This is a genomic window from Arthrobacter cupressi (genome assembly GCF_900099975.1).
Taxonomy (GTDB): Bacteria; Actinomycetota; Actinomycetes; order Actinomycetales; family Micrococcaceae; genus Arthrobacter; species Arthrobacter cupressi.
This window is the reverse complement of record NZ_FNEI01000017.1, coordinates 1-23,149: the sequence shown is the minus strand read 5'-3', so window position 1 is coordinate 23,149 and position 23,149 is coordinate 1. Positions and strand designations below refer to the sequence as shown.

23 protein-coding genes are annotated in these 23,149 nt (G+C 66.4%); 3 read left to right on the top strand and 20 right to left on the bottom strand.

The genetic code is table 11. The features are described from left to right. Positions 1-26: 26 nt before the first annotated feature. The 16 genes from BLP88_RS16375 to BLP88_RS16300 all read right to left on the bottom strand — a co-directional run bounded on the left by BLP88_RS16375 (position 27) and on the right by BLP88_RS16300 (position 17,996). Positions 27-2,927, bottom strand: a complete 2,901-nt coding sequence (locus tag BLP88_RS16375) for a DEAD/DEAH box helicase (protein WP_074590965.1) — start codon at positions 2,925-2,927, stop codon at positions 27-29. A 38-nt stretch (positions 2,928-2,965) separates the two neighbouring features. Next, positions 2,966-3,760, bottom strand: a complete 795-nt coding sequence (tatC, locus tag BLP88_RS16370) for a twin-arginine translocase subunit TatC (RefSeq protein WP_074590963.1) — start codon at positions 3,758-3,760, stop codon at positions 2,966-2,968. Between the two features lie 45 nt (positions 3,761-3,805). After that, on the bottom strand, positions 3,806-4,069 hold the full coding sequence (tatA, locus tag BLP88_RS16365) for a Sec-independent protein translocase subunit TatA (protein WP_074590961.1): 264 nt from the start codon (positions 4,067-4,069) through the stop codon (positions 3,806-3,808). Positions 4,070-4,104: 35 nt separating this feature from the next. Continuing rightward, positions 4,105-4,455 carry a hypothetical protein gene (locus BLP88_RS16360; protein WP_074590959.1) on the bottom strand — a complete coding sequence of 117 codons (351 nt, stop codon included), beginning with the start codon at positions 4,453-4,455 and terminating at the stop codon, positions 4,105-4,107. A 20-nt stretch (positions 4,456-4,475) separates the two neighbouring features. Beyond that, on the bottom strand, positions 4,476-6,473 hold the full coding sequence (locus BLP88_RS16355) for a helix-turn-helix transcriptional regulator (RefSeq protein WP_074590958.1): 1,998 nt from the start codon (positions 6,471-6,473) through the stop codon (positions 4,476-4,478). A 93-nt stretch (positions 6,474-6,566) separates the two neighbouring features. Beyond that, positions 6,567-6,962, bottom strand: coding sequence for an FKBP-type peptidyl-prolyl cis-trans isomerase (locus BLP88_RS16350; protein WP_074590956.1), 396 nt, complete (start codon positions 6,960-6,962; stop codon positions 6,567-6,569). 47 nt (positions 6,963-7,009) lie between these two features. After that, complete coding sequence (locus tag BLP88_RS16345; RefSeq protein ID WP_074590954.1) at positions 7,010-7,954, bottom strand: FKBP-type peptidyl-prolyl cis-trans isomerase; 945 nt, start codon at positions 7,952-7,954, stop codon at positions 7,010-7,012. A gap of 108 nt (positions 7,955-8,062) precedes the next feature. Beyond that, positions 8,063-9,427, bottom strand: coding sequence for a Pup--protein ligase (gene pafA / locus BLP88_RS16340; protein WP_074590952.1), 1,365 nt, complete (start codon positions 9,425-9,427; stop codon positions 8,063-8,065). A 1-nt stretch (position 9,428) separates the two neighbouring features. Continuing rightward, entirely contained in the window at positions 9,429-10,136 is a 708-nt protein-coding gene (prcA, locus tag BLP88_RS16335) for a proteasome subunit alpha (protein WP_074590951.1), read from the bottom strand. A gap of 1 nt (position 10,137) precedes the next feature. After that, a complete protein-coding gene (gene prcB, locus BLP88_RS16330; RefSeq protein WP_074590949.1) occupies positions 10,138-10,947 on the bottom strand; it encodes a proteasome subunit beta in 810 nt (269 codons plus the stop codon). A gap of 66 nt (positions 10,948-11,013) precedes the next feature. Continuing rightward, positions 11,014-11,217 (bottom strand): ubiquitin-like protein Pup, encoded by a 204-nt coding sequence (locus tag BLP88_RS16325; RefSeq protein WP_074590947.1) that lies wholly within the window; start codon positions 11,215-11,217, stop codon positions 11,014-11,016. Positions 11,218-11,362: 145 nt separating this feature from the next. Next, positions 11,363-12,979 carry a depupylase/deamidase Dop gene (gene dop / locus BLP88_RS16320; protein ID WP_074590945.1) on the bottom strand — a complete coding sequence of 539 codons (1,617 nt, stop codon included), beginning with the start codon at positions 12,977-12,979 and terminating at the stop codon, positions 11,363-11,365. A gap of 50 nt (positions 12,980-13,029) precedes the next feature. Next, positions 13,030-14,835, bottom strand: a complete 1,806-nt coding sequence (gene arc / locus BLP88_RS16315; protein ID WP_074590944.1) for a proteasome ATPase — start codon at positions 14,833-14,835, stop codon at positions 13,030-13,032. Between the two features lie 100 nt (positions 14,836-14,935). Next, entirely contained in the window at positions 14,936-15,994 is a 1,059-nt protein-coding gene (locus BLP88_RS16310) for a tRNA (adenine-N1)-methyltransferase (RefSeq protein ID WP_074590942.1), read from the bottom strand. Positions 15,995-16,100: 106 nt separating this feature from the next. Beyond that, positions 16,101-17,264 carry a site-2 protease family protein gene (locus tag BLP88_RS16305; protein WP_074590940.1) on the bottom strand — a complete coding sequence of 388 codons (1,164 nt, stop codon included), beginning with the start codon at positions 17,262-17,264 and terminating at the stop codon, positions 16,101-16,103. After that, positions 17,265-17,996 carry an HAD family hydrolase gene (locus BLP88_RS16300; RefSeq protein ID WP_074590939.1) on the bottom strand — a complete coding sequence of 244 codons (732 nt, stop codon included), beginning with the start codon at positions 17,994-17,996 and terminating at the stop codon, positions 17,265-17,267. It abuts the gene before it with no gap. Between the two features lie 142 nt (positions 17,997-18,138). Between BLP88_RS16300 and BLP88_RS16295 the strand changes: the two genes are divergently transcribed. Beyond that, positions 18,139-19,044, top strand: a complete 906-nt coding sequence (locus tag BLP88_RS16295) for a PAC2 family protein (RefSeq protein ID WP_074590937.1) — start codon at positions 18,139-18,141, stop codon at positions 19,042-19,044. 50 nt (positions 19,045-19,094) lie between these two features. Here BLP88_RS16295 and mshC read toward each other — a convergent pair whose 3' ends face one another. After that, positions 19,095-20,378, bottom strand: coding sequence for a cysteine--1-D-myo-inosityl 2-amino-2-deoxy-alpha-D-glucopyranoside ligase (gene mshC, locus BLP88_RS16290; RefSeq protein WP_074590935.1), 1,284 nt, complete (start codon positions 20,376-20,378; stop codon positions 19,095-19,097). A gap of 16 nt (positions 20,379-20,394) precedes the next feature. Continuing rightward, positions 20,395-21,228, bottom strand: a complete 834-nt coding sequence (locus BLP88_RS16285) for an undecaprenyl-diphosphate phosphatase (protein WP_074590933.1) — start codon at positions 21,226-21,228, stop codon at positions 20,395-20,397. Between the two features lie 51 nt (positions 21,229-21,279). On the opposite strand from BLP88_RS16285, the gene BLP88_RS16280 reads away from it, so the two are divergent. Continuing rightward, on the top strand, positions 21,280-22,209 hold the full coding sequence (locus tag BLP88_RS16280; RefSeq protein ID WP_074590931.1) for an aldo/keto reductase: 930 nt from the start codon (positions 21,280-21,282) through the stop codon (positions 22,207-22,209). A gap of 48 nt (positions 22,210-22,257) precedes the next feature. Here the strand turns inward: BLP88_RS16280 and BLP88_RS16275 are convergent, their stop codons facing one another. Continuing rightward, on the bottom strand, positions 22,258-22,527 hold the full coding sequence (locus BLP88_RS16275; RefSeq protein WP_074590929.1) for a hypothetical protein: 270 nt from the start codon (positions 22,525-22,527) through the stop codon (positions 22,258-22,260). Between the two features lie 39 nt (positions 22,528-22,566). Between BLP88_RS16275 and BLP88_RS16270 the strand changes: the two genes are divergently transcribed. Further along, positions 22,567-22,800: a DUF5703 family protein gene (locus BLP88_RS16270; RefSeq protein WP_074590927.1), complete on the top strand. Its 234-nt coding sequence runs from the start codon at positions 22,567-22,569 to the stop codon at positions 22,798-22,800. Here the strand turns inward: BLP88_RS16270 and BLP88_RS16265 are convergent. Continuing rightward, positions 22,797-23,149: integrase core domain-containing protein (locus BLP88_RS16265; RefSeq protein WP_139163431.1), on the bottom strand; the 353-nt coding region annotated here is incomplete at its 5' end. The genes BLP88_RS16270 and BLP88_RS16265 overlap by 4 nt on opposite strands.

The following is a 23,149-nucleotide window of genomic DNA, read 5'->3' as shown; positions in this document are numbered from 1 at the left end:
TCTCCTAGCTGAGGCGGGGGCCGCGCTCACGCGACGTTCGAGTACGCCACGACGCCGCGGCGGACAAGGTCTATGGCCTCCCGGCAGATCCGCGCGAGGCGGGGTTCCAGCCCCGGGATCTTGGCCAGCTGGTCGAGCAAATCGACCACCTGCTTCGCCCAGCGGACAAAGTCGCCGGCGGCCAGGTCCGTGCCGTTCAGCACGTCCTGGAGGTGGCGGCCCTTAGCCCACTTGAACATGGGCCAAACCAGGCCGAGCTCCGGTTCTCCGGTGAGCGGAAGCTTGTTCTCCTCTTCGAGGTCTTCCAGGCGCGACCATTCCCGGACCACGATGTCCACCGACTCCTCAAGCGAAACGGACGGCATCCGGGGCCTGAGTCCGCGGTCTTCGCGCTTGGCCTGGTAGACAAGGGTGCTCGCGAAGGCGGCCAGTTCCGCCGCGTCCAGATCGGAAATCGCGCCATGCCGGATCGCCTGCGAGATGAGCAGGTCCTTTTCACCGTAGATCCGGCGCAGTCGCTGGCCGTCCGTGCTGATTGCCAGGTGTCCCCCGCCTTTGGCCTCGAGGTAGCCATAGGCCGAAAGCAGGTCGCAGACCCGGTCGAAGGTCTTGGCGATCGTGTTGGTGCGGCCCTGGATCTGCCGGACCAGGCCGTCCGTCTCCTGGCGGAGCTTCCACCACCGTTCGGACCAACGGGCGTGGTCCTCCCGCTCGCTGCAGCCGTGACAGGGATGTGCCCGCAGGGCTTTCCGCAGTCCGGCGATTTTGCGCTCCTGCTCGGCCACGTTGCGGTTCCGGCCGAAGTCTTCGTTGCGTGCGGACCGCGCCGGGGGCCTGCCGTCCCGGACGGCGTCACGCAGTGCGGCGGCGAGGTCGCGCCGTGACTTGGGCACCTTGGCGTTGAAGGACTTCGGAATCTTGACCCACGATTCCGCGCTCACCGGCCCGTCGACGTCGTAGCTGCTGATCCGGCGGAGCTGGCCGTCTTCGGTCAGGATGGACGGCCTCGGCTCGCGTGCCTGGCTGTCAGCGCTGAGCACGACGGCGTAGCCCGGGATCCTGCCGCCGGTCACCTTCAGGACGTCCCCGGGCATTAAGCGGGTGAGGGAGTCCTGCGTCAATGACTTGCGTGCCCGCGCGTTGCTGCGGGAGGCGGCCTTCTCGGCATCGCCCAGCTCGCGCCGCAGGGTGGCGTACTCGGTGAAGTCCCCCAGGTGGCAGGTCATGGCCGTGGCATAGCCGGCTAGCGATTCCTCCCGTGCCCGCACCTGCCGGGCCAGCCCCACTACCGAACGGTCCGCCTGGAACTGCGCGAAGGAAGACTCGAGGATCTCCCTGGCCCGGGCACGGCCGAACTGGGCAATCAGGTTGATGCTCATGTTGTAGGTCGGCCGGAAGCTTGAGTTCAGTGGGTAGGTCCGGCGGGACGCGAGGCCGGCGACGGCGGCGGGATCAGTTCCCGGCTGCCAGAGCACCACCGCGTGGCCCTCGACGTCGATCCCCCGCCGTCCGGCGCGGCCGGTCAGCTGGGTGTACTCCCCTGCTGTGATGTTGACGTGGGCTTCGCCGTTGAACTTGTCGAGCTTTTCCAGGACCACGCAGCGGGCGGGCATGTTGACGCCGAGGGCCAGCGTTTCCGTGGCGAAGACGGCCTTCACCAGACCGTCCGCGAAGAGCGTCTCCACCACCTCCTTGAAGGTGGGAAGCAGCCCCGCGTGGTGGGCGGCCAATCCGCGGAGCAGGCCGTCACGCCAGCCCCAGAAGCCGAGGACGTCGAGGTCCTCGGGCGGGATGTCCCGGCTGGCCTCGTCCACGCGTGATGCAATGATCTGCTGTTCCCGCTCCGTGGTGAGCCACAGGCCCGCGGCAGCGCACTGGGCCACGGCGGCGTCGCACCCGGCACGCGAGAAGATGAACGTGATCGCGGGCAGCAGGTCCTGCCGGTCGAGGCTGGCGATCACTTGGGGGCGACTGGCCTTGCGGACGGCGCTGCGCTGTTCGTCGCTGCTCCGATCCTCGCGCTGCCGGCCATCCATCTGGCGGCCCTGGCGGCGCGGGCTGCGTCCGCCGTGTCCGAAGCGGCCACGGAAGTTCATTTGGCTCTCGGCGCGGGCCATGGAGAGCAGTTCGGGGTTCACCTCGAAACCGGCCGTGGGTTCGGCGCCCCGCCTTTCGCCAGGTTCCGCTGCAGGACCGTCCGGAGACGCGGCGATTTCGTCGAAAGTGGTGTCACCGGCGAAGAGGTCCACGATCTCCCGGCCCACCATGACGTGCTGCCACAAGGGCACCGGCCGGTGTTCGGAGACGATCACGTCGGTGTCGCCGCGGACGGTGTCCAGCCAGGCGCCGAACTCTTCGGCATTGGAGACCGTGGCGCTCAGGGAGGCCAGCTGGACCTCGCTGGGCAGGTGGATGATGACTTCTTCCCAGACTGCCCCGCGGAAACGGTCCGCCAAGTAGTGCACCTCGTCCATGACCACGTAACCGAGGTCCACCAAGGTGTCCGAGTCCGCATAGAGCATGTTCCGGAGAACCTCGGTGGTCATCACGACCACCGGCGCATCCCCGTTGATGGTGGTGTCTCCCGTGAGCAGGCCGACGTTGGCCGCGCCGTACTTGGCGGTCAGCTCCGAGAATTTCTGGTTGCTCAGCGCCTTGATGGGCGTGGTGTAGAAGGCCTTCAGCCCGCGTTCCAAGGCCAGGTAGATGGCGAACTCGCCCACGATGGTCTTGCCCGCTCCTGTTGGCGCAGCCACAAGGACTCCCCTGCCCTCCTGGAGCGACCGGCAGGCTTCACGCTGGAAATCATCGAGGTCAAAGTCGAATGTGCGGCTGAACGCGCCGAGGTAGCTCTTGGCATCTGACGACCGCAGCGCAGCCGCCTTGTATCGCTCTGAGGGAGACGCGGCCTCAGGGTGGTTGGACATGGTTCAAGCGTAGTCCCTTGAAAGACGGGGCTTGGACCCTACAGCTTGTCCAGATCGGCCGAGGAGGTTGCGACGTCCGCCGTGGCCTCTGTCTCTTCGGCAACCTTCGCCTGCCGGCGGGCACGCCGCTTGTCGTTCAGCAGGCAGAGCCCGATCGCGGCGAAGAAGAGCAGCAGCATGGGGACCGCCAGGTAGAACATGCTCATGGCGTCGGCGCCGGGAGCGGCCATGGCCGCGAACAGGCACACCAGGAAGATGGTGATCCGCCAGCTCTTCACGAGTTGCTGGCCCTTGATGATGCCGGCCAGGTTCAATCCCACCAGCACCACCGGAATCAGGAAAGCGATGCCGAAGGCCAGCAACAGCCTGATCACGAAGGCGAGGTAGATGTCCGCACTGATGAAGTTGGAGCCGCCTTCCGGCGTGAACTCCGTCAGCACGCGCACGGCGTTGGGAAGGACAAACCAGGCCAGCAGCACACCCGCAACGAACAAGGGAACCGCAGCGGCCACGAAGGACAGCGCCAGCCGGCGTTCCTTCTTGTGCAGCCCCGGGACGATGAACGCCCAGAGCTGGTAGATCCAGACGGGACTGGCGATGATGACGCCCAGGAAGATCGACACCTGGACCATCAGGTCAAAGGAACTCGCGACGCCGTCGAAGTTCAGCGCCGCGAGCCGGCCTCCGGAGTTGTTCAGGTCCTTGATCGGCTTGATGAGCGCAGCCAGGAGTGGCTGGTACACGATGAAGCCGACCACCGTGCCGGCGATCACCGCAAGGGCAGACTTGAAAAGCCGGTTCTTCAGTTCCTTGAGGTGGTCAAGCAGGGCCATGCGCCCTTCAGGATTGGCCTTTCGACCCTTCACCTGCACCACTGGTCAAACGCGGTTGCTCGGCGGGAGGTCGGTGTCCCCGCCGTTCTTGCCGTTCTGTTCCGGGTGGCCGACCACTTTGCCTTCCACCGGGGGTTCTCCGCTGGCCGGCTCGGAGGAGCTTCCGTCCTTCTTCATTTCGCGGACCTCGGATTTGAAAATACGCATCGACTGGCCGATGCTGCGCGCCATGGACGGCAGCTTGGGCGCTGCAAAGAGCACCAGGGCCAGGACGACGATGATGACAATATGCCAGCCTTCAAGCCTCATGTGGGGAAGTCCTTTCGTTGGAATACATCCTACGTCTAACTGAATTCGATGTCGTGCAGAGACTGGGGTTGGCCCCGTTCCGCTTTGCGCTTAACACGCCTCTGCCGACGCAACTCCTGGCGGGAGGCCTTGGCCGCGAAGTAATCATGACGCATCTGTTCCGGCGAGGCAAAAACCGCGGAACCCGGCACCGGACGCCCGGCGCCGCCGTCGTCCTGCACGGGATCCGGGCCCGCCGGAAGGTGTCCGAGCTTGGCTCCCGCCGCGGAAAGTTCACGCAAAGTTGCCATGATTTTCCGGAACAGGCGGATGCCAATGAGCAGGTAACAGAGCAGCGAGACCGCAATCAGCGCCACCCAGAGCAGGATCCAAGACCACCAAGGCATCTTAAGAGTCTAGCCAGACCTCAGGCGCCGTACTGTTCCAGGGCGGCCCTGATCCACGCCGCGGAAGCTTCGGCGAGCCCGGCCGGTTCCAGGATGCGTGCCGCGCCGCCGTGCTGGGCGATGAACATGGGCAGCCAATCGGCGCTTCCGAAACGGACTTCGGCGAGCAGGCCGCCGTCGGGCAGCCCGGCGGTGCGTTCGGCGTAGTAGTCGTCCGCCAGGTGGGCGCCCTGGCCGCTCAGCTGCAGGAGCACCACCACGTCGTCATCACTGGGCGTGTAAAGCTTCAGCGGCACGGAGGTATCGGCGCTTGCCGGGGTGGAAACCGGCCGGCCGTTCGGTGCAAGCTCCTCGACACGGTCGAGCCGGAAATTCCGCACCGCGGACTTGCTGTGGCAGTACGCCTCGAAATACCAGGTGTCGTCCTGCGAATACAGCCGCAGCGGGTCCACATCGCGCTCGGACACCGTGTCGCGCTGCGGCGAGAAGTACCGCAGCGCGAGCTGCCTGCCGTCCTTGATGGCCGCAGTGACCGTTTCGAAGAAGCCTGCCTCTGCCGGCTGCACCGGAGGGGCCGCGAGGGAGGCCGCCGTCCGTCCGGCTTCACCCGCGGCACCGGCGAGCTTGACGGTGACGGATTCCAGGGCACTGGCCTGCTCATCGCCGGACAGGCCGGCCTGCGCCGGCAGGTTACCGAGCGTGGCCAGGCCGGTCAGCAGGGCGGATGCCTCCTCCGGGCTGAAACGCACCGGCCGGTTCAGCTCCAAGTGTTCGTGGATGTAAACGTGTTCGTCTTCCCAGTCGATGTCGAAAAGGTCGTCGGGATAGCCCTCGGGCAAACCGGAGCAGATGAGGATCTGGAGGTCGGCGATGAGCTCCTTGCGGCTGATCCCGAAACGGTCGGCCACATCCTGTATGGGGAGGCCCTGGTTGTGTACCAGGAAGGGGACGAGTTCCAGCATCCGGCTCAGCTGGTCCTCGGACGTCCGTTTGCGCGTCCGCCCGGGCGCGGCGGGCTCAGGGAACCCGGCCGGGGGCGCCGGCCGGGAGAGTGCCGCTTCCGCGGCTTCCAGGCGGCGCACGACGGCGGCACGCAGCTCCGCGGGCTCCCGGACCTTGACGTGGGGTCCATAAGAGGCGAGCTCCTCGGCGAAAAGCTCGCTGTCGCGGAACGGCACCGTGAGCAGTTCGCGGCCGTCGTCAGCGGGCGGGCGGCCCGGCAGTCCTGCCGATCGCCTGCGCAGGCCAAGGAGCCGGTCCGGTGCGACTTCCAGGACGGCGTCCTGCAGCGGCAGTTCGGCGAGACCGTCCAGTTCCTTCCTCGCGTCGAAACCGGCAGGCAGCTCGTAGCTGTCCTTCGTCTCCGGCTGTACCGCGCTCGTCATCCGGGACAGCCGGAAGAAGCGTTTCGCGCCGCGCACCCTGTCGAAGCCGACCAGGTACCACTGGCCGAAGCGGCTGCCGAGCCCCCACGGTTCCACCAGCCGTCGTTCCTCTTGTCCGGTGCTCGCCGCCCGGTACCCGAAGCTGACAGGCTGGCGTGCGTTCAGGGCAGTCACGAGAGCTTCGAAGGCTTGGCCCGCGGGCTTGATCCGGGGCTGGACGCCTGCCGGAAGCTGCACCTCGCCAAGGTCCCCGGACGCCTGCAGTTTGCGCAAGGCGCTGGCCGCGGCACCACCCAGGGCGGCGCGCTCCCACAGTGTTGCCGCAAGCACCAGGACAGTTCCCTCGGCGGGCGTCAGATGGACATCGGGCAGCCTGTTCGACTCCTTGCCGATCCGGTAGCGGGTGGTGGCAGGGTCCTCTGCGGTGAGGCCGGGCTCCGTGATCGTCTCGATCTCGAAACCGAAGCTGCGCAGCTCCGTCTTGTCCCGCTCGAACATCCGCCCGAACGCGGCGTCGCTGCCGCCGTCGTCGTGATAGACCTTCTCCCGCAGGACGGCGCGCGAAAGGCCGTACTTCGTGTTCAGGAGCGCGAGAAGCAGGTTGAGCAGGCGTTCGGTACGTGAAGCGGACACGGATGCAACGTTACTAAAGTCCCGGTGTTAACGAGGAAGGCGCGTCACCTCCGGGGGTGCCCGGAGGTGACGCGCCTTCGCTTGCGTTGCGTGTTAGCGAACTGCGAGTAGGTCCACCACGAAGATCAGTGCCTCGTTGGGCTTGATCGCGGCTCCGGCGCCGCGGGAGCCGTAGGCGAGTTCGGAGGGAATCTCCAGGCGGCGGCGGCCGCCGACCCGCATGCCGAGCAGGCCCTGGTCCCAGCCCTGGATGACCTGGCCGACGCCGACGCGGAAGTCGAGCGGGGCGCCGCGGTTCCAGGAAGCGTCGAATTCCTCGCCGGTGGACCAGGCTACGCCGACGTAGTGGGTGGACACAGTGTCGCCGGGCTTGGCCTCGGCACCGTCGCCCACCACGATGTCGGTGATGACCAGTTCGGTGGGGACGTCGCCTTCCGGGAAGTCGATCTCAGGCTTGGTGCGGTCGTAGTCGCGCTGTCCGAATGACATGGTGCTCCTCAGTGTTGTTGGCGTGATGCGGGTTTGCTTGGTGTGGGCTACTTGGTGCCGAGGATGTCGACCACGAAGACGAGGTCGCCCTTGGCCTCACCCTGGCCGGCGTCACCGTAGGCCAGTTCCTTGGGGATGACCAGGAGGACGCGCGAGCCGACGGTCTTGCCGGCCAGGCCCTGGGTCCAGCCCTTGATGACGCCCGACAGGGCGAAGCTGGCGGGCTCCTTGTGGCCGAAGCTGTCCTCGTAGCTGGAGTCGAACTTCTTGCCGCCCGCGAGGGTCACGCCGACGTAGTTGACGGTGAGCGTGTCGCTGGCTTTGACCACGGCACCCTTGCCCTTGATGAGGTCCTGGGAGATCAGGGCCTTGGGGGCTTTGACGCCGGCCACGGAGATTTCCGGGATGCCCTGGTCGTTGACCTTGACCGTCGGCAGGCCGGCCGGCGGGGTGACAGCGTCGCCTTCCGGCTTGTCCAGGACCTTCGGCGCGTCCTTCGCGGAGAGCAGCTTGAAAACGACCAGCTGGCTGGAGCCTGCTGCGGTGCCCTCGCTGGCGGCCTTGCCCGGTGCGGCGAAGGCGATCTGGGAACCGACCTTCGCGCCGACGACGACGTTGTAGATCAGGGCGCTGCCCTGCTTGAGGTCGTCGTTGAGTTCGATCGGCTGCGAACCGGAGGTGTAGGTGTCTTCCAGGGTCTTGCCGGTCTTGCCATCCACGGCCACGTAGGCCATCTCGACGACCTGGCCGGCGCGGATGACGTCGCCGTTGCCTTCGGTGACTTCCTTCACCGTGGGCTCGGAGACTTCCAGCGGTTTGGGGAACTCCAGGCCGGGGGCCTTCTGGTCGCCGTTGTCGGAAATCTTCAGGGTGTCGAACTTAGCCACATCGCCGGCGGACTGGCTGCTCGGTTCCGGAGCCGCCGCCTCACCCCCTCCGCAGGCGGTGAGCAGCAGGAGGCCAGGGATCAGTATTGCTAGGAGTCGGCGCACAAGTTGAACTTTCGTCGGGGCTCAAGGACACATGCCGGGGCCGGGCCCGGGCACGCATGAGTTGACCTGGAAATGGCCAAGTTCCAGAGTAACGGCAAAAGCTGGGAGTCAGCTCATCGAATCCAGCAGTGCGTCCACCCGCTCGTCGACGCTGCGGAACGGGTCCTTGCAGAGGATCGTCTGGTGCGCTCGGTCGTTGAGCTTCAGGTGCACCCAGTCCACGGTGTAGTCGCGGCCCAGTTCCTGTGCCCGCCGCACGAAGTCTCCCCGCAGCTTTGCACGGGTGCTCTGCGGGGGCATGTCCACGGCGTCCTTGATGTCCGTTTCTGCCAGGAGGCGCCGCGCGGCGCCGCGGGACTGGAGCAGGTAGAACAGGCCCCGCTGCCTGGAAATGTCATGGTACGTGAGGTCCAGCTGGGCGATCCGTGGCGAGTCCAGTCCCAGTCCGTGCCGCTCCATGTAGCTGTCCATGAGCTTCTTCTTGATGGCCCAGTCCACCTCGGTGTCGATGGCGCCGGTGTTGCCGCTTTCGATGGCATCAAGGGTGCGTTCCCAGAGATCGAGGATGAGCGGCACGTGGGCGTTGTGGGCGCCGTTGCTTTCGACGAATTCGGTGACCTTCGCCAGGTATTCGCGCTGGATTTCCAGGGCGGTCAGCTGCCGGCCGTTGGCCAGCCGGATCAGGGCTTTGCCGGTGAGGTCATGGGAGATCTCCCGGATGCTGCGGATCGGGTTCTCCATCCGCATGTCCCGCATGATCACCCCGGCTTCGATCATCCGGAGCAGCAGGTCCACAGTGCCGACCTTCAGCAAGGCCGTGGTTTCGGACATGTTGGAGTCGCCCACGATAACGTGGAGCCGGCGGAAGAACTCGGCGTCGGCGTGCGGCTCGTCCCGGGTGTTGATGATCGGCCGGGAGCGGGTGGTTGCGGACGAAACGCCTTCCCAGATGTGGTCCGCGCGCTGCGAGAAGGCGAACGTGGCCCCGTGGGGGGTCTTCAGGACTTTCCCGGCCCCGGCGATGAGCTGGCGGGTCACCAGGAAGGGGATGAGGATTTCAGCCAGCCGGGAGAATTCGCCGCGCCGCGGGATGAGGTAGTTCTCGTGGCTGCCGTAGGAGTTCCCGGCGGAGTCGGTGTTGTTCTTGAACAGGTACACCGTACCGTTGAAACCTTCGGCGGCCAGTCTGCCCTGGGCTTCGTCCACCAGATCGTCGAGGATCAGCTCCCCCGCCCGGTCATGGGCGATCAGCTGGGCGAGATCGTCGCACTCAGCGGTGGCGTATTCGGGGTGGGAGCCCACGTCGAGGTAGAGCCGGGAGCCGTTCGTGAGGAAGACATTCGAGGAACGGCCCCAGCTGACCACCTTGCGGAACAGGTAGCGGGCCACCTCCTCCGGGGCGAGCGGGCGGGAGTCCGGGCTCGAATAGGAGATCCCGAACTCGGTTTCGATTCCGAAAATCCTCTTGTCCATTTCAGGCCTCCCCTTCCAACAAGCCGACAATTTCCCCGGCGGAAAGCCGCCGGAAGGCGCGGCGGGAGCCGCGGCTGCTTTCGGATCCGCGGTCCAGCACGGCGGCCTCCACCGCGGTGCCGGGCAGGGCGTCCGCTTCCTTGTCCGCCGCCAGTGCCTTCACCGCGAGCTGCAGGGTGCCGGACAGGCTGAGCTCGGCGCTCCAGCCGGATTCGAGGACTTCGGACACCTGCTCGGCGAGGCCGCCCATGGCCACGAAGCCGTTGACGTCGGCGATCGAACCGTCGAAAGTCAGCCTGTAGAGGTGGTCGGAGGGCTGGTCGCGGCCCACCTCTGCCACCGCGAGTTCAACCTCGAAAGGCTTTTGCTCGGCGGTGAACACCGCACCCAGGCTTTGCGCATAGACGCTCGCAAGGCCGCGCGCCGTGACGTCTTCGCGGTCGTAGGAGTAACCGCGGACGTCCGCATAACGCACGCCCGCCTGGCGCAGGCTTTCGAATTCGTTGTACTTGCCCACCGCGGCGAAGGCGATCTTGTCGTAGATCTCGCCGATCTTGTGCAGCGAAGGGGACGGGTTTTCGGCCACGAGGGCGATCCCGTCGGCGCAACTGATCACGACCACCGAGCGGCCACGCGCAATTCCCTTCCGCGCGAAATCCGCGCGGTCCTTCATCAACTGCTCGGGCGAAACGTAGAACTGCTGGGTCATGTCAGGCCTCCCTTCCTTCGATCGTGCGCGAGCTGGCGATCTTGCCGGCGATCTCGGCCAGTTCCCGCTCCGGCACCCTGCGGGCGCCTGCACGGTTCACCGTGTACACCACGGGCCAGAGCTGCCTGACCGGGTCCGGTCCGCCGGTGGCGGAGTCGTCGTCGGCCGCGTCATAAAGGGCTTCGACGGCGACGGAGACCGCTTCGGGTTCGGAGAGGTTGGGCCGCCACAGTTTCTTGAGCGCACCCCGGGCGAAGACCGAACCAGACCCCACCGAGTGGTGTTCCTGCTCCTCGTAGCGGCCGCCGGTGACGTCATAGGAGAACAGGCGGCCTACCTGGGCCACCTGGTCGAAACCGGCGAACAGCGGGACGACGGCCATGCCTTGCATTGCCATGGGCAAGTTGCTGCGGATCATCGCACCGAGGCGGTTCGCCTTGCCGTCCAGGCTGAGGAGGGTGCCTTCGATCTTCTCGTAGTGCTCCAGTTCCACCTGGAAGAGCTTGGTGATGTCGATGGCCAGGCCGGCGGTTCCGGCGATCCCGAGCACGGAGTAACCGTCCGCGGGGAAGACTTTTTCGATGTGCCGGCTGGCGATCAGGTTGCCCATGGTGGCCCGCCGGTCCCCCGCCATCAGGACCCCGCCCGGGTAAGCGAGTGCGACGATCGTGGTGGCGTGGGGTGCCTGCGGAAGCTGCCCGGCGGGGAGCAACTGGCTGCCGGGCAGGAGTTCAGGTCTTGAGCGCTGCAGGTACTCGGTGAATGACGACGTTGCCTGGGTGGCCGGGAAGCCGGCCGTTAGCTCGTGCACTGCTGCGCTCCTTCGACGATGACATCCGGGGCCCGGCGCCGGCCGGGCAGTGGTTGGGCCTTGCCGCTATTGACCGCCCTTTTGCACGAATGCGCGGACGAACTCTTCGGCGTTGGATTCGAGGACGCCGTCGATTTCGTCCAACAGGTCGTCCACGCCCTGGGTTGCCGCCGAGGCCTGGGCCTCAGGTGCGGCCGGGGGTGCCTCGGGTACCTCGTCCTCGATCTCCGTGTCCCGGGACTGCGGCTGTTGTTGTTCCTGGGCTGCCATGACCCTCTCCATTCTCTTTGCCCCTGGGCGGCGGTTCCGGATGGAACCGCCGTGGGGACTCCCTGTACTGCCATACTGCCACGGTGCGGGCGGCCGTGCTGCTGTTTTCCGGCGGGCGATTCGCTGTGCTTCGCGGGGCTGCCGTTCAGCCCCGCGGGACGGGCGGCGGGCCGAGCAGTTCGCCGAGGAATCCTTCGGCTGTGCTGTGCTTCCGGAACAGTTCGCCGGTGAGGGATTCGGTGCCGCGCAGCGGTTCCCGGGTGGGGACCCGCTGGAGTTTCCCGATGCCCGGAACATCGAAAATGACCGAGTCCCAGCTTGCTCCGACCACCTGCTTGCCGAACGTCGAGACGCACTTTCCGCGGAAGAACGCCCGGGTGTCCGACGGCGGTTCTACCACCGCCCGGGTGATCGCGCCGTCGTCGACCAGCCGCTGCATCCGGTCCCGTGCGAGCATCCGGTAGTACAGCCCCTTCTCGGGCCGGATGTCCGACCATTGGAGGTCCACAAGGCCCAGCCGTGCGTCGCCCCATTCGAGCCCGTCACGCCGGCGGTAGCCCTCAAGCAGGGCCAGCTTCGCCAGCCATTCCACGGAGGACGCGGCGGCGGGCGGGTTGGACCCGAGCAGGCTGAGCACCGACTCCCAGCGGTCCAGGACGCCCTTGGTGTGCCCGTCGCCGGTGACCGCGTCAGACACCCCGGTTTCCTGGGCGAGCTTGGCGGCGGCTTCGTAGTAGATCCACTGGATGTCCAGCGCGGAGACACGGCGGCCGTCCAGCAGGCGCAGCATGGAGGTGAAGGACGTGTCGTGGCTGACTTCCTGCAGGGCCGCCACCGGTTCGTGGACTTCGATCCGCGGCGCCTTCCCGGCCTCGATCAGGCTCAGCACGAGGGAAGTGGTGCCGAACTTGAGGTAGTTGGACACCTGGCTCAGGTTGGCATCGCCGATGATGACATGGAGGCGCCGGTACTTGTCCGCCGTGGCATGCGGTTCGTCGCGGGTGTTGATGATCGGCCGGCGGATGGTGGTCTCCAGGCCGACCTCGGCCTCAAAGAAGTCCGCCCGCTGGCTGATCTGGTACCCGGGCCGGGAACCGTCCTGGCCCAGCCCCACGCGACCGGCACCGCAGATGACCTGCCTGGTGACGAAGAACGGGGTGAGGCCCCTGACGATCTCCCCGAACGGAACCGAGCGCGGCATGAGGTAGTTCTCGTGAGAGCCGTAGGAAACGGATTTGTTGTCGGTGTTGTTCTTGTAGAGGTTAATCGGCGGCAGTTCCGGATCCGACGCGAGCTTCCGGACCGCTGCGAGGGCAACAAGGTCCCCGGCAGCGTCCCAGGTGACGGCCGCGAGGGGGTTCGTCACTTCCGGGCTCGAATACTCCGGGTGGGCGTGGTCCACATAAAGACGCGCCCCGTTTCCCAGAACCATGTTCATGAGCAGCGATCCGGCCTCGTCGGAACCGTCGGCTTCCAGTTCCTGCCGCCCGTACGCGAGGGCCACCGCTTCGGCGTCGAGAACCGGCGGTTGGTCGGTCAGCTGGCTGGGGTCGGCAGCGCTGCGCTCAAGGGTCCAGCCGCGGGCATCATGCAGCGGTTCCTCGTCGGTGTAGTCCCAGCGGGTCTCCGCTCCGCCGGCGGTCTTCTGCCGGGTGAGCTGGGCGTAGGCCTGGATGACCCGCGCGGACATCATGGTCGCGTTGGCGCCCGGGGCGGACGGCGCATGGATACCGTATTCCGTCTCGGAGCCCATGACCCGCATCGCTCCGCCTGCCGGCAGCTCGCTGCCTGGCAGGGCCTCGCTCCCCGGCGTCACAGGTACTGGCCGGTGTTCGGAGTCGTCTCGATCGACTTCCCGGGCTCCTGGCCGGCCTTGCCCTGGACGATGGTGCGGATGTACGTGATGCGTTCGCCCTTCTTCCCGGAAATCCGTGCCCAGTCATCCGGGTTGGTGGTGTTGGGCATGTCTTCGTGCTCGCGGAATTCGTCCACGACGGCGCGCAGCAGGTGGTCGATCCGCAGGCCCTTCTGCTTGGTGGTGAGCAGGTCCTTGATGGCGTACTTCTTGGCCCGGTCCACCACGTTCTGGATGACGGCGCCGGAGTTGAAGTCCTTGAAGTACAGCATCTCGGTGTCCCCGTTGGCGTAGGTCACCTCAAGGTATTCATTGGATTTCTCCGTGGAGTACATCGCTTCCACGGTTCGCTGGATCATCGCGTCCACCGTGGACTGCACATCGCCCTGGTGTTCGGCGAGGTCGTTCGGGTGGAACGGCAGGTCCGTGGTGATGTATTTGGCGAAGATGTCCGCGGCGGCTTCGGCGTCGGGGCGCTGGATCTTGACCTTCACGTCCAGGCGGCCGGGCCGCAGGATCGCTGGGTCGATCATGTCTTCGCGGTTTGACGCGCCGATCACGATCACGTTGTCCAGCCGCTCCACGCCGTCGATCTCGCTCAGCAGCTGCGGCACGATGGTGGTTTCGACGTCGGAGGAGACGCCGGTGCCGCGGGTGCGGAACAGCGAGTCCATTTCGTCGAAGAAGACCACGACGGGGCTGCCGTCCGACGCCTTCTCGCGGGCCCTGGCGAAGATCAGGCGGATGTGACGTTCGGTCTCGCCCACGTACTTGTCCAGCAGCTCCGGGCCCTTGATGTTGAGGAAGTAGCTCTTCAGGTCGATGTTGCCCGCCCGTTCGCCGGCCCGCTCGGCCAGGGAATTGGCCACGGCCTTGGCGATCAGGGTCTTGCCGCAGCCGGGAGGACCGTACAGGAGGATGCCCTTGGGCGCCTTGAGCCCGTGCTCGCGGTAGAGATCGGGGTGCAGGAAGGGAAGTTCGACGGCGTCGCGGATCTGTTCGATCTGCGGGCCCAGGCCGCCGATGTCTTCGTAGGTGATGTCCGGAACTTCTTCCAGGACCAGGTTTTCGACTTCCGCGCGGGGAACCTTTTCCAGCACATAGCCGGTGCGTGAATCCAGGGACAGGGCGTCGCCCACCCGCAGTGATTGCCGTTGCAGGGCGCCGGAGAGCCGCACTACCCGTTCCTCGTCGGCCCGGCCAACCACGAGGGCCCGGTCATGGCCCAGCATTTCCTTCAGCGTCACCAGTTCACCGGCCCGTTCGTAGCCGAGGGCCATGACCACCAGCAGTGCTTCGTTCAGGAGCACTTCCTGGCCCACGGCCAGCTGGTTGAGGTTGACCAGGGGGCTGATGCCTACCCGCATTTTCCGGCCGGCGTTGAAGATGTCCACGGATTCCTCCGTGGCCGCTTGGCCCGAATTGCCAGCCGTTGCCTGGCGGCGCGGGTTGATCTGCAGGATGGTGCCGAAGCTGTACGGCGGCTGGCCGTCCTGTTCCAGGGCGCTCTTGAGCCGGACGATTTCGGCCTTCGCCGTTTCCAGCATGGTGACGAGCTTGCTGTTGTTCTGGGTTGCTGCCGCAAGTTGCCGGTCGATGTGCCGGAGCTTGTCGCGAAGGATGTTGATCTGCCGTTCGGCGACTGTCAGTTCGCCTTCACCCTGCTTCGGTCCGACGGCGGACAAGCCCCGTTCCACTGTGCCTTCCGCCTTTGCGGAGGACTCTTCCGGTGTCAGTCCGAAATCGTTGTTCGTGGTCTCCACGAAGCATCAGCCCCTTCCTGCGTCTATAGATAGACCTTAGCCCTCAAAAGGCCCGGGGAGGCTCTGACATCCGGAATGCGGACCAGTTTGTGATCTTCGCCTAGCCCTCCTGGCCGGGCTCGTCCTTGACGTTGGTGCCGGCGATGGCGTCCCGTGCGGCGCGGCGCAGCTTCTTGTCCGAAACGGCGCGCTCCCCTACCGCTCCGGGCGTCCAGGCGTTCAGGTCCTCCTCGCTGAATTCGGTTTTCGAGGGGCGGCGCTTCGTGGAAATGCCGGTGACGCCCTCGGCCAGCCGGCGGGTGACAAGCAGGAAGCCGGTGTGTGCCACCATCCTGTGGTCGGGCCGTACGGCGAGGCCTTCCAGGTGCCAGCCGCGCACCATGGATTCCCAGGCGTCGGGTTCGGTGAAACGCCCGTCGGCCCTGATGGCCTCGGCTGTGCGGGAGAGCTGGGTGACCGTGGCAACGTAGTTGATCCACACGCCGCCCGGGGCCAGGACCGTGGCGACGGCGTCGAGGCATTCCCAGGGTGCGAGCATGTCCAGCACCACGCGGTCCACCGAACCAGGCTCCTCGCTGCGGACCACTTCCTCCTGGAAGTCACCCAGCGAGATCTTCCACGCGGGGTGCGGGCCGCCGAAGATGGTCTCCACGTTGCCGCGGGCGATGTCGGCGAATTCCTCGCGGCGTTCGAAGGAGTGCAGGTAGCCGGCGTCACCCACTGCGCGCAGCAGGGAGATGGACAGGGCGCCGGAGCCGACACCGGCTTCGACAACGCGGGCGCCCGGGAAGATGTCCGCCATGGTCACGATCTGGCCGGCGTCTTTCGGGTAGACAACGGCTGCCCCGCGCGGCATCGAGAGCACGAAGTCGGAGAGCAGGGGGCGCAGGGTCTGGTACTGCTGGCCGATGTTGTTGGCCACCACCGAACCGTCCACCTTGCCGATGATCTCGTCATGGTTCAGGAAACCGCGGTGGGTGTGGAAGGCGCCGCCCTCCTCGAGGGTGATGGTGTTCATGCGGCCGCGTTCATCCGTGAGCTGGACACGCTCGCCGACGCGGAAGGGTCCGCGCCGGCGCGCCGCTCCCGTCGCCTGGCCTGCCGAAATGTGCGCGCCGGTCTCCACAATGTGGTTGTTGGCGGCGGTTTCCCTGCTCATGGATGTGTTCCTCGCTTTTGTAAGGCTGGGCCGTCGATCGTCGCCGCGGTGCGCGGCAGCTGTCCGGAATAATTCAGCGCCGGCAGGCAACTCTACCGGGAAGGCGCTAGGCGTGCCCGCTCCGGCGGGCGTCTTTACCTGTAATGGCGCTCACTACGGCCTGTTGGCGGAGCAGGCCGGTCACCACGCCGGCGTCGTCCACCACTGCGTATTCGCCGCAGTCCAGGCGGGCCAGGTACTGGATGAGCTCCTGGCCGCCGTCGCTCGATAGGACGTAGGCGCCCGGTGCCAGGGCGGCTGTGACCGCAGTGACCGGCGTCGTCCCCTGTTGTTCCGGAGGCACCGCCAGGGCCGAGGAAGGGACCACCCAGGCGCGCGGACGTCCGTCCGCATCCTGCACGACGACGGCTGGCCGGCCTTCCGGGGAAAGCCGCAGCGCGTCTGCGACGCTGGCGGTGTCCGGGACGCCGACGGCGGGTTCTGCGAGGTCACGGGCGTTGACGAATCGCAAGCGCCCGCGCATGGTGGCGTGGTTGATGGCGGCCGAGGCTCCCAGCCAGAGGAAGCCGCAGACGAGGAGAGCAATGACTGTCCGGGCGAAGTCCAACCTGTCGCCGCGCAGCCAGGGCACCACAATGAACAATGCAAGCAGGGCGACGACGATGGCTCGACCGGCCCAGCCCGCAGCGATGGTGCCTTTCTCCTGGCTTCCGGTGGCCTTCCAAACGATGGACTCCACCAGGCGCCCCCCGTCCAGCGGAAGACCGGGCAGCACGTTGAAGACGCCGATCAGGAAATTCACCCACATTGCGCTGTTCAGCAGGCTGTCTGCCGCCCCGGAGAAGACACGGGCCTCCACCAGCGGCCAGGCGACGCCGGCAAGCGCGAAGTTGGCCGCGGGTCCGGCAAGGGCCACGATGACTGAGCGGCCCGGGGATGCGGTGAAGCTCTCGAACTGGGTGTGGCCGCCCCAAAGGTTCAGCACGATCCTGTCGGTGGGCCAGCCGAACATGCGGGCGCTGAAGGCGTGGGCCAGTTCATGCACCAGCACCGACACGGCCAGCAGCACCGCGTAGGCGAAAGCGACCAGATAGCCAGCCATCCCCAGGCCCGATGTGGCAGCCAAAGGCGGCCCGTTGGTGATCACGATGAAGAGCGCGATCACGAACCAGGAATAGGCAAGGTACACCGGGATGCCGGCGATTTTTCCAAGCGGGATGCCGTCTTTCCTGCCGCCGTGAGCGCTATGGTCCGGGGCATGCCCGCCCACCTAGTACGCTCCCCCGGAAAACAAGGCTGCAGGAACGGTGCCGGCTGCCCGGTCCGCGACGAGTTGCTCGAGTTCGGCGACAGTGCGGCCTGTGAGGGTGCTCCACGTGGTGCGGCGGCTATCTTCCGGAAGCGGCACCTGGTGCGGAATGCCTACGGTCACGACGCCGGAGGCAAGGGCAGCGGTCACGCCGGGGACCGAATCCTCCAGGGCGACGCAGTGGTCGATGGTCAGTTCCGGGTCGGAGTCGCGCAGGCGTTCGACGGCGGTGAGGTACGCCTCGGGATGCGGCTTGCCTTGGCTGACCGAGTCCCCGGTGATCAGGAATTCGAAGTACGGCTTGGGAAGGCTTGCCACCACCTCGCGGGCCAAGGGACCCTCCGACATCGTCACGAGGGCGCAACGTACGCCGGCGCCGTGCAGTTCGTCCAGCAGTTCACGGGCGCCGGGCCGCCACGGCACTTCCCGTTTGATGCGTTCGATGACCTGGGCGCTGAGGGTGTCGACGATCTCGCGCTTTTCCATGCGCACCCCGGCGTCCTGCAGGATGCCCGCTGAGTGCATCAGCGACTGGCCCACGAGCTGCATGGCCTGTTCATGGGACCACTGCCCGCCGTGGGCTTCCACGAGGGCACGCTCGGCGGCGATCCAATAGGGTTCGGTATCCACCAGGGTTCCATCCATGTCCCAGAGGGCGGCTTTCAGGCGGGGCTGGGAAAGGCTGGCATGCATATAGTCCAGTCTACGTGGCCCCCGAACGCGCTCCCGCCACCCGGGCCGCGGGCACAGCGGCGGCCGTCGGGGTGAAAAACGCGGCGCGGCAGCGGCGTGTGATGCCATGCACAGCCGGGCTGCTTCGACGTAGGGTGAGGGAATGAACAGTTTGGACGGAGCCCGCGACGGACAGGACACCCCCCGGGAAGCAGAGCACCTCCTGCAGCCGGCGCAGGACGGCAAACGCGTCACCGTGATGCTTGCCGCCTTCGAAGGCTGGAACGATGCCGGCGAAGCCGCCAGCGATGCACTGCGCTACCTGAACAAGCTGTGGCAGGGCAAGAAGGTGGCCACGGTGGATGCCGATGACTACTACGACTTCCAGTTCACCCGGCCCACGGTGCGCCGCACCGCCTCCGGGGAACGCCGGGTCAAGTGGCCTTCCACCCGCCTCTACCGGGCGAGCGTCCCTGACAGCAACGTGGACGTGGTGGTGGTGCTCGGCACGGAACCCTCGTACCGGTGGCGCGCCTATACGGCGGAACTGCTGGTGCACGCCGAGGCCCTCAAGGTGGACTATGTGGTGCTCCTCGGCGCCCTGCTGGCGGACGTTCCGCACAGCCGGCCGATACCCGTGAGCGCCACCACCGAAGACAGTGCCCTGCGGCAGCGCCTGAACCTGGAGGTCAGCCAGTACGAGGGTCCTGTAGGCATCGTGGGAGTACTGGCCGAGTTCGCCATGCTGGCGGGGCTTCCCACGTTGTCCCTTTGGGCGGCGGTTCCGCACTACGTGTCGCAGGCACCCTCCCCGAAGGCCCAGCTCGCGATCCTTCACAAGGTGGAAGACCTGCTGCAGTTGCCGTTGGACACCCAGGCGCTTGCGGAGGACGCCGAGGCCTGGGAACGGGGCGTCAACGAGCTCGCCACCGACGATCCGGAAATCGCCGCGTACGTCCGGCAGTTGGAAGAGGCCAAGGACACCGCCGACCTGCCGGAGGCCACGGGCGAATCCATCGCCCGTGAGTTCGAGCGGTACCTCAAGCGGCGGGGCAAGGGAAAGCCCTAAACGGCAACAGTCCCTGCCCGGGACTCCGGGCAGGGACTGTTTGCTGATAACTAGAGTTCGACGCCGAGCAGGGCGTCCACCGCGTCCGCGAACAAGGCGGAGTCCGTTTCGGAAGGCGCCGCTTCCTGGTCGCTTGCGAGGGCAAGGGCGGCCCATTCGTCGACGGCGGCCAGCGCACCGGGCGCGTTGAGGTCCTCCGCGAGTTCGCCGCGCATCCTGACCAACAAGGCTGCAACAGTTCCGGCCGGTGCGGCGTCGCGGGCGGCGCGCCACAGGGCGAGCCGTTCCTTTGCCGCGGCGAAGCCTTCCGCCGTCCAGGACCAGTCGGAGCGGTAATGGTTGGCCAGGATCGCAAGCCGGATCGCCGGGGCTTCCTCACCGGCGGCGCGCAGCCTGGACACCAGCACGAGGTTGCCGAGCGACTTGCTCATCTTTTCGCCATCGAGCCCCACCATGCCTGCATGGGCGTAGTGGCGGGCCAGCGGGACCCCGCCGATCGACCACGCGTGCCCTGCCCCCATCTCATGGTGCGGGAACACCAGGTCCGAACCGCCGCCCTGTACCGTGAAGGGCGCGGGAAGGTATTCGCGGGCGATCACCGTACATTCGATGTGCCATCCGGGACGGCCCTCCCCCAGGCTGGCGCCGGGCCAGCTCGGCTCGCCTTCGCGCGCTACCCGCCACAGGAGCGGGTCCAGGGCGTTGCGCTTGCCGGGCCGCGCCGGGTCCCCGCCGCGTTCGGCGAACAGTGGCAGCATGTCCGCCTCGCTCAGTCCGGAGACGTCGCCAAGCCGCCACGCCTCCTCGCTGTCCGAACGCTTACCTGCCTCGTCGACGTCGTAGTACACATCGCCGTCGGGCTCTCCGTCCGCACCGTCCACGCGGTAGGCGAGCCCGTCCGCGAGCAGCTTTTCGACCGCGGGGACGATCAGCTCAATGGACTCGACCGCACCGACGTAGTGGTCCGGCGCGAGGACATTCAGGGCTGCCATGTCGGTGTGGAACAGCTCGATCTGGCTGGCGGCGAGTTCGCGCCAGTCCACGCCGGTGGCGGTCGCGCGCTCCAGCAAAGGATCGTCGATGTCGGTGACGTTCTGTACGTAAGCCACGCGCTGGCCGCCGTCGCGCCAGGCCCGGTTCAGCAGGTCGAAGGCGACGTAGCTGGCCGCGTGGCCCATGTGGGTGGCGTCATAGGGCGTAATGCCGCAGACATAAAGGGATTGTTCCGCCCGGACCGGGATGTCGACGACGGCGTCCTTGACGGTGTCGAACAGCCGCAGCGGGGGCATCGCCCCAGGTAGCTCGGGTACAGGGCGGGAGGTCCACGATTTCACAGCCTCAACGATAGTGCTAGGCGCTGATGACATTGAAACCGAGCAGGAGGTAGAGGGCCAGGCCGAGCAGAATCCGGTACCAGACGAAAAGCCGGTAGCTGCGGGTGGAGACGAACTTCAGGAACCAGCCGATGATCACATAGCCCACGGCGAACGCGATCACGGTGGCCAGCGCCGTTTCCGGGAGACCGTAGGGTCCGGTGATTCCGTCCTTGGTGAGCACTTTGTACAGCTGGTAGAGCCCGCTGCCGAAGACAGCGGGAATCGCAAGCAGGAAGGAATAGCGGGCCGCCGCTTCGCGGGTGTACCCCATGAGCAGGCCGGCGGTGATGGTGCCGCCGGAGCGGGAAACCCCGGGAACCAGGGCCAGTGCCTGCGCGAAACCGTAGAGAATACCGTGCCTGTAGCTGAGCTGGGTGAGGTCGCGCTGCTGCTTGCCCACCGCATCCGCCACGGCGAGGATCATGCCGAAGACGATCAGCATCGTGGCCACAATCCACATGCTGCGGAAGACCGACTCGATCTGGTCCTGGAAAAGAAGCCCCAGCACGACGATCGGCAAGCTGCCCAGGATCACCAGCCAGCCCATCCGGGCGTCTGGATCATTCCGGCCCACCTTGCCGCGCAGGGAAGCGATCCAGGCCCGGACGATCCTGACGATGTCGCGCCAGAAAAAGACAACGACGGCGGTCTCCGTACCGAGCTGGGTGATCGCCGTGAAAGCGGCGCCGGGGTCGGCTGCGTTGGGCAGGAAAGCGCCGACAATCCGCAGATGCGCGCTCGAGGAAATCGGGAGGAATTCGGTGAGTCCCTGCACCAGGCCGAGGAGGGCTGCTTCTATCCAGTTCACGTGAATAGACCCTACGTCATCATGTCTGGGAACTGCCCGTAAGCTAGCACCATGCAGCAGCGTTATGTCGGCAACAGCGGCCTGAGGGCCTCGGTCCTGTCCCTCGGCACCATGTCTTGGGCGCAGGAGACCGATGAGCAGGACGCCATGGAACTGCTCCACACTTTTGTCGACGCCGGCGGCACTGTGGTGGACACCGCGGCGTCCTATTCGGACGGCGAAGCCGAGGCGATGCTCGGGTCCATGCTGGGCGATGTTGTGGCCCGGTCCGAACTGGTAATTTCCAGCAAGGCCGGCGCCTCGAGCAAGGACGGCCGCCAGCGGATTGACGCCTCGCGCGGGGCGATGCTCGCTGCACTGGATGCCAGCCTCGCACGGCTGGGAACCGACTACCTGGACCTCTGGTTCGTCCAGTGCTGGGACGGCAACGTGCCGCTCGAGGAAACCCTCTCCGCACTGGACCTTGCGTTGCGTAGCGGCCGGGCACGCTACGTGGGCATTTCGAACTTCAACGGCTGGCAAAGTGCCAAGGCGGCGGCTATCGCTGGATTCCCGATTGTGGCGAACCAGTCCGAGTACTCCCTGTTGAACCGCAGCCCGGAAGCGGAACTGCTGCCCGCCGTCGAAGATGCCGGGCTCGGCCTGGTGGCGTGGGCCCCGCTGGGGCGCGGCGTCCTCAGCGGAAAGTACCGGGGGCAGATTCCGGCCGGTTCGCGTGCTGCCGGCGACCGTCTGGCGGGCTATGTGGGCAAGTACCTCGAAGCCCGGGACTCGCGGGTGGTCGAGGCCGTGCACATGGCGGCCAAGGGCCTGGGCCGTACAGCCCTGGACGTGTCGTTGGCATGGGTGCTGAGCCGCCCGGCCGTCGCAACTGCCGTGGTGGGGCCGCGGAACGCGGTGCAGCTCAAAGAGCTGTTGGATGCGAAGCCCGCCCCGCTTCCCGCGGAAATTTCACGGGCGCTGGAGGACGTCTCCGGCTAGCGCGGATTAAGGTCCTGCTGTCTTCCTACCAGGCCTTACTGGCCTCAGCTACTGGTCGAGGATCTCGAGCTCGTCCTCGTCGAGCAGTTCGTCGTCCTCGTCTTCGCCCTCATCCTCTTCATCGAAGACCTGCAGCGGCGTGACCTCCGCGTAAGCCTCGTACAGCGCGTCTTCGTACACTTCAAAGGCGTCGGCGACGGCGAAAAACGCCGCTTCCACGGTAGGATCGCCTTCACCCCGGCGGGCGGAAGCGGCGACGAGATGCTCCTCCAGAGCTGCAGTCAGGGACTGAAGCGCGACACGCGGATCGATGCTCATGACTTCACGTTAGCCCGAAAAGGACGAAAATGGAGAGGGATGAGGGAACAAATTCTAGGCAGTTCCGTGGAACGCCAAAGGGACGATGCGCGGCAGTACGAGTACCTGGTACTGACAGTGGCGCCTGACGATTCCTTGCCCGATGCCCGGCGCCGTCTTGTGGAACACTCCGAGTACGGCAAGTGGGAACTTGAACGCAGCGTGCTCTACATGGGCGGCGGACGACGCTTCTGGATGCGCCGCAAAGTGTTCAGCGTCCAGCGGACCGTCTAGCTGTGATGTTCAGGCAGGTTGTTGAGTCTGCTGATGGGTGGGGCTCCGATTGCGGAGTGGTGCCTGTGGTGATTGTAGAAGTGGATCCAGCCTGGCAGCGCGTCGCGGCGTTGGCTTTCTGAGATGTAGAACTTTGCGTAGGCCCAGCCGTCAGCCAGTGTGCGGTGGAACCGTTCGATTTTGCCGTTGGTCTGTGGCCGGTAGGGGCGGGTCCGTTTGTGGGTGATACCGAGCTCGGTGCAGGCGTTTTTCCAGGCGTGGGAACAGTAGGCCGAGCCGTTATCGGAGAGCACCCGCTCGATGGTGACGTTGCGCTCGGCGAACCAGGCAACGGCGCGGTGCAGCACGC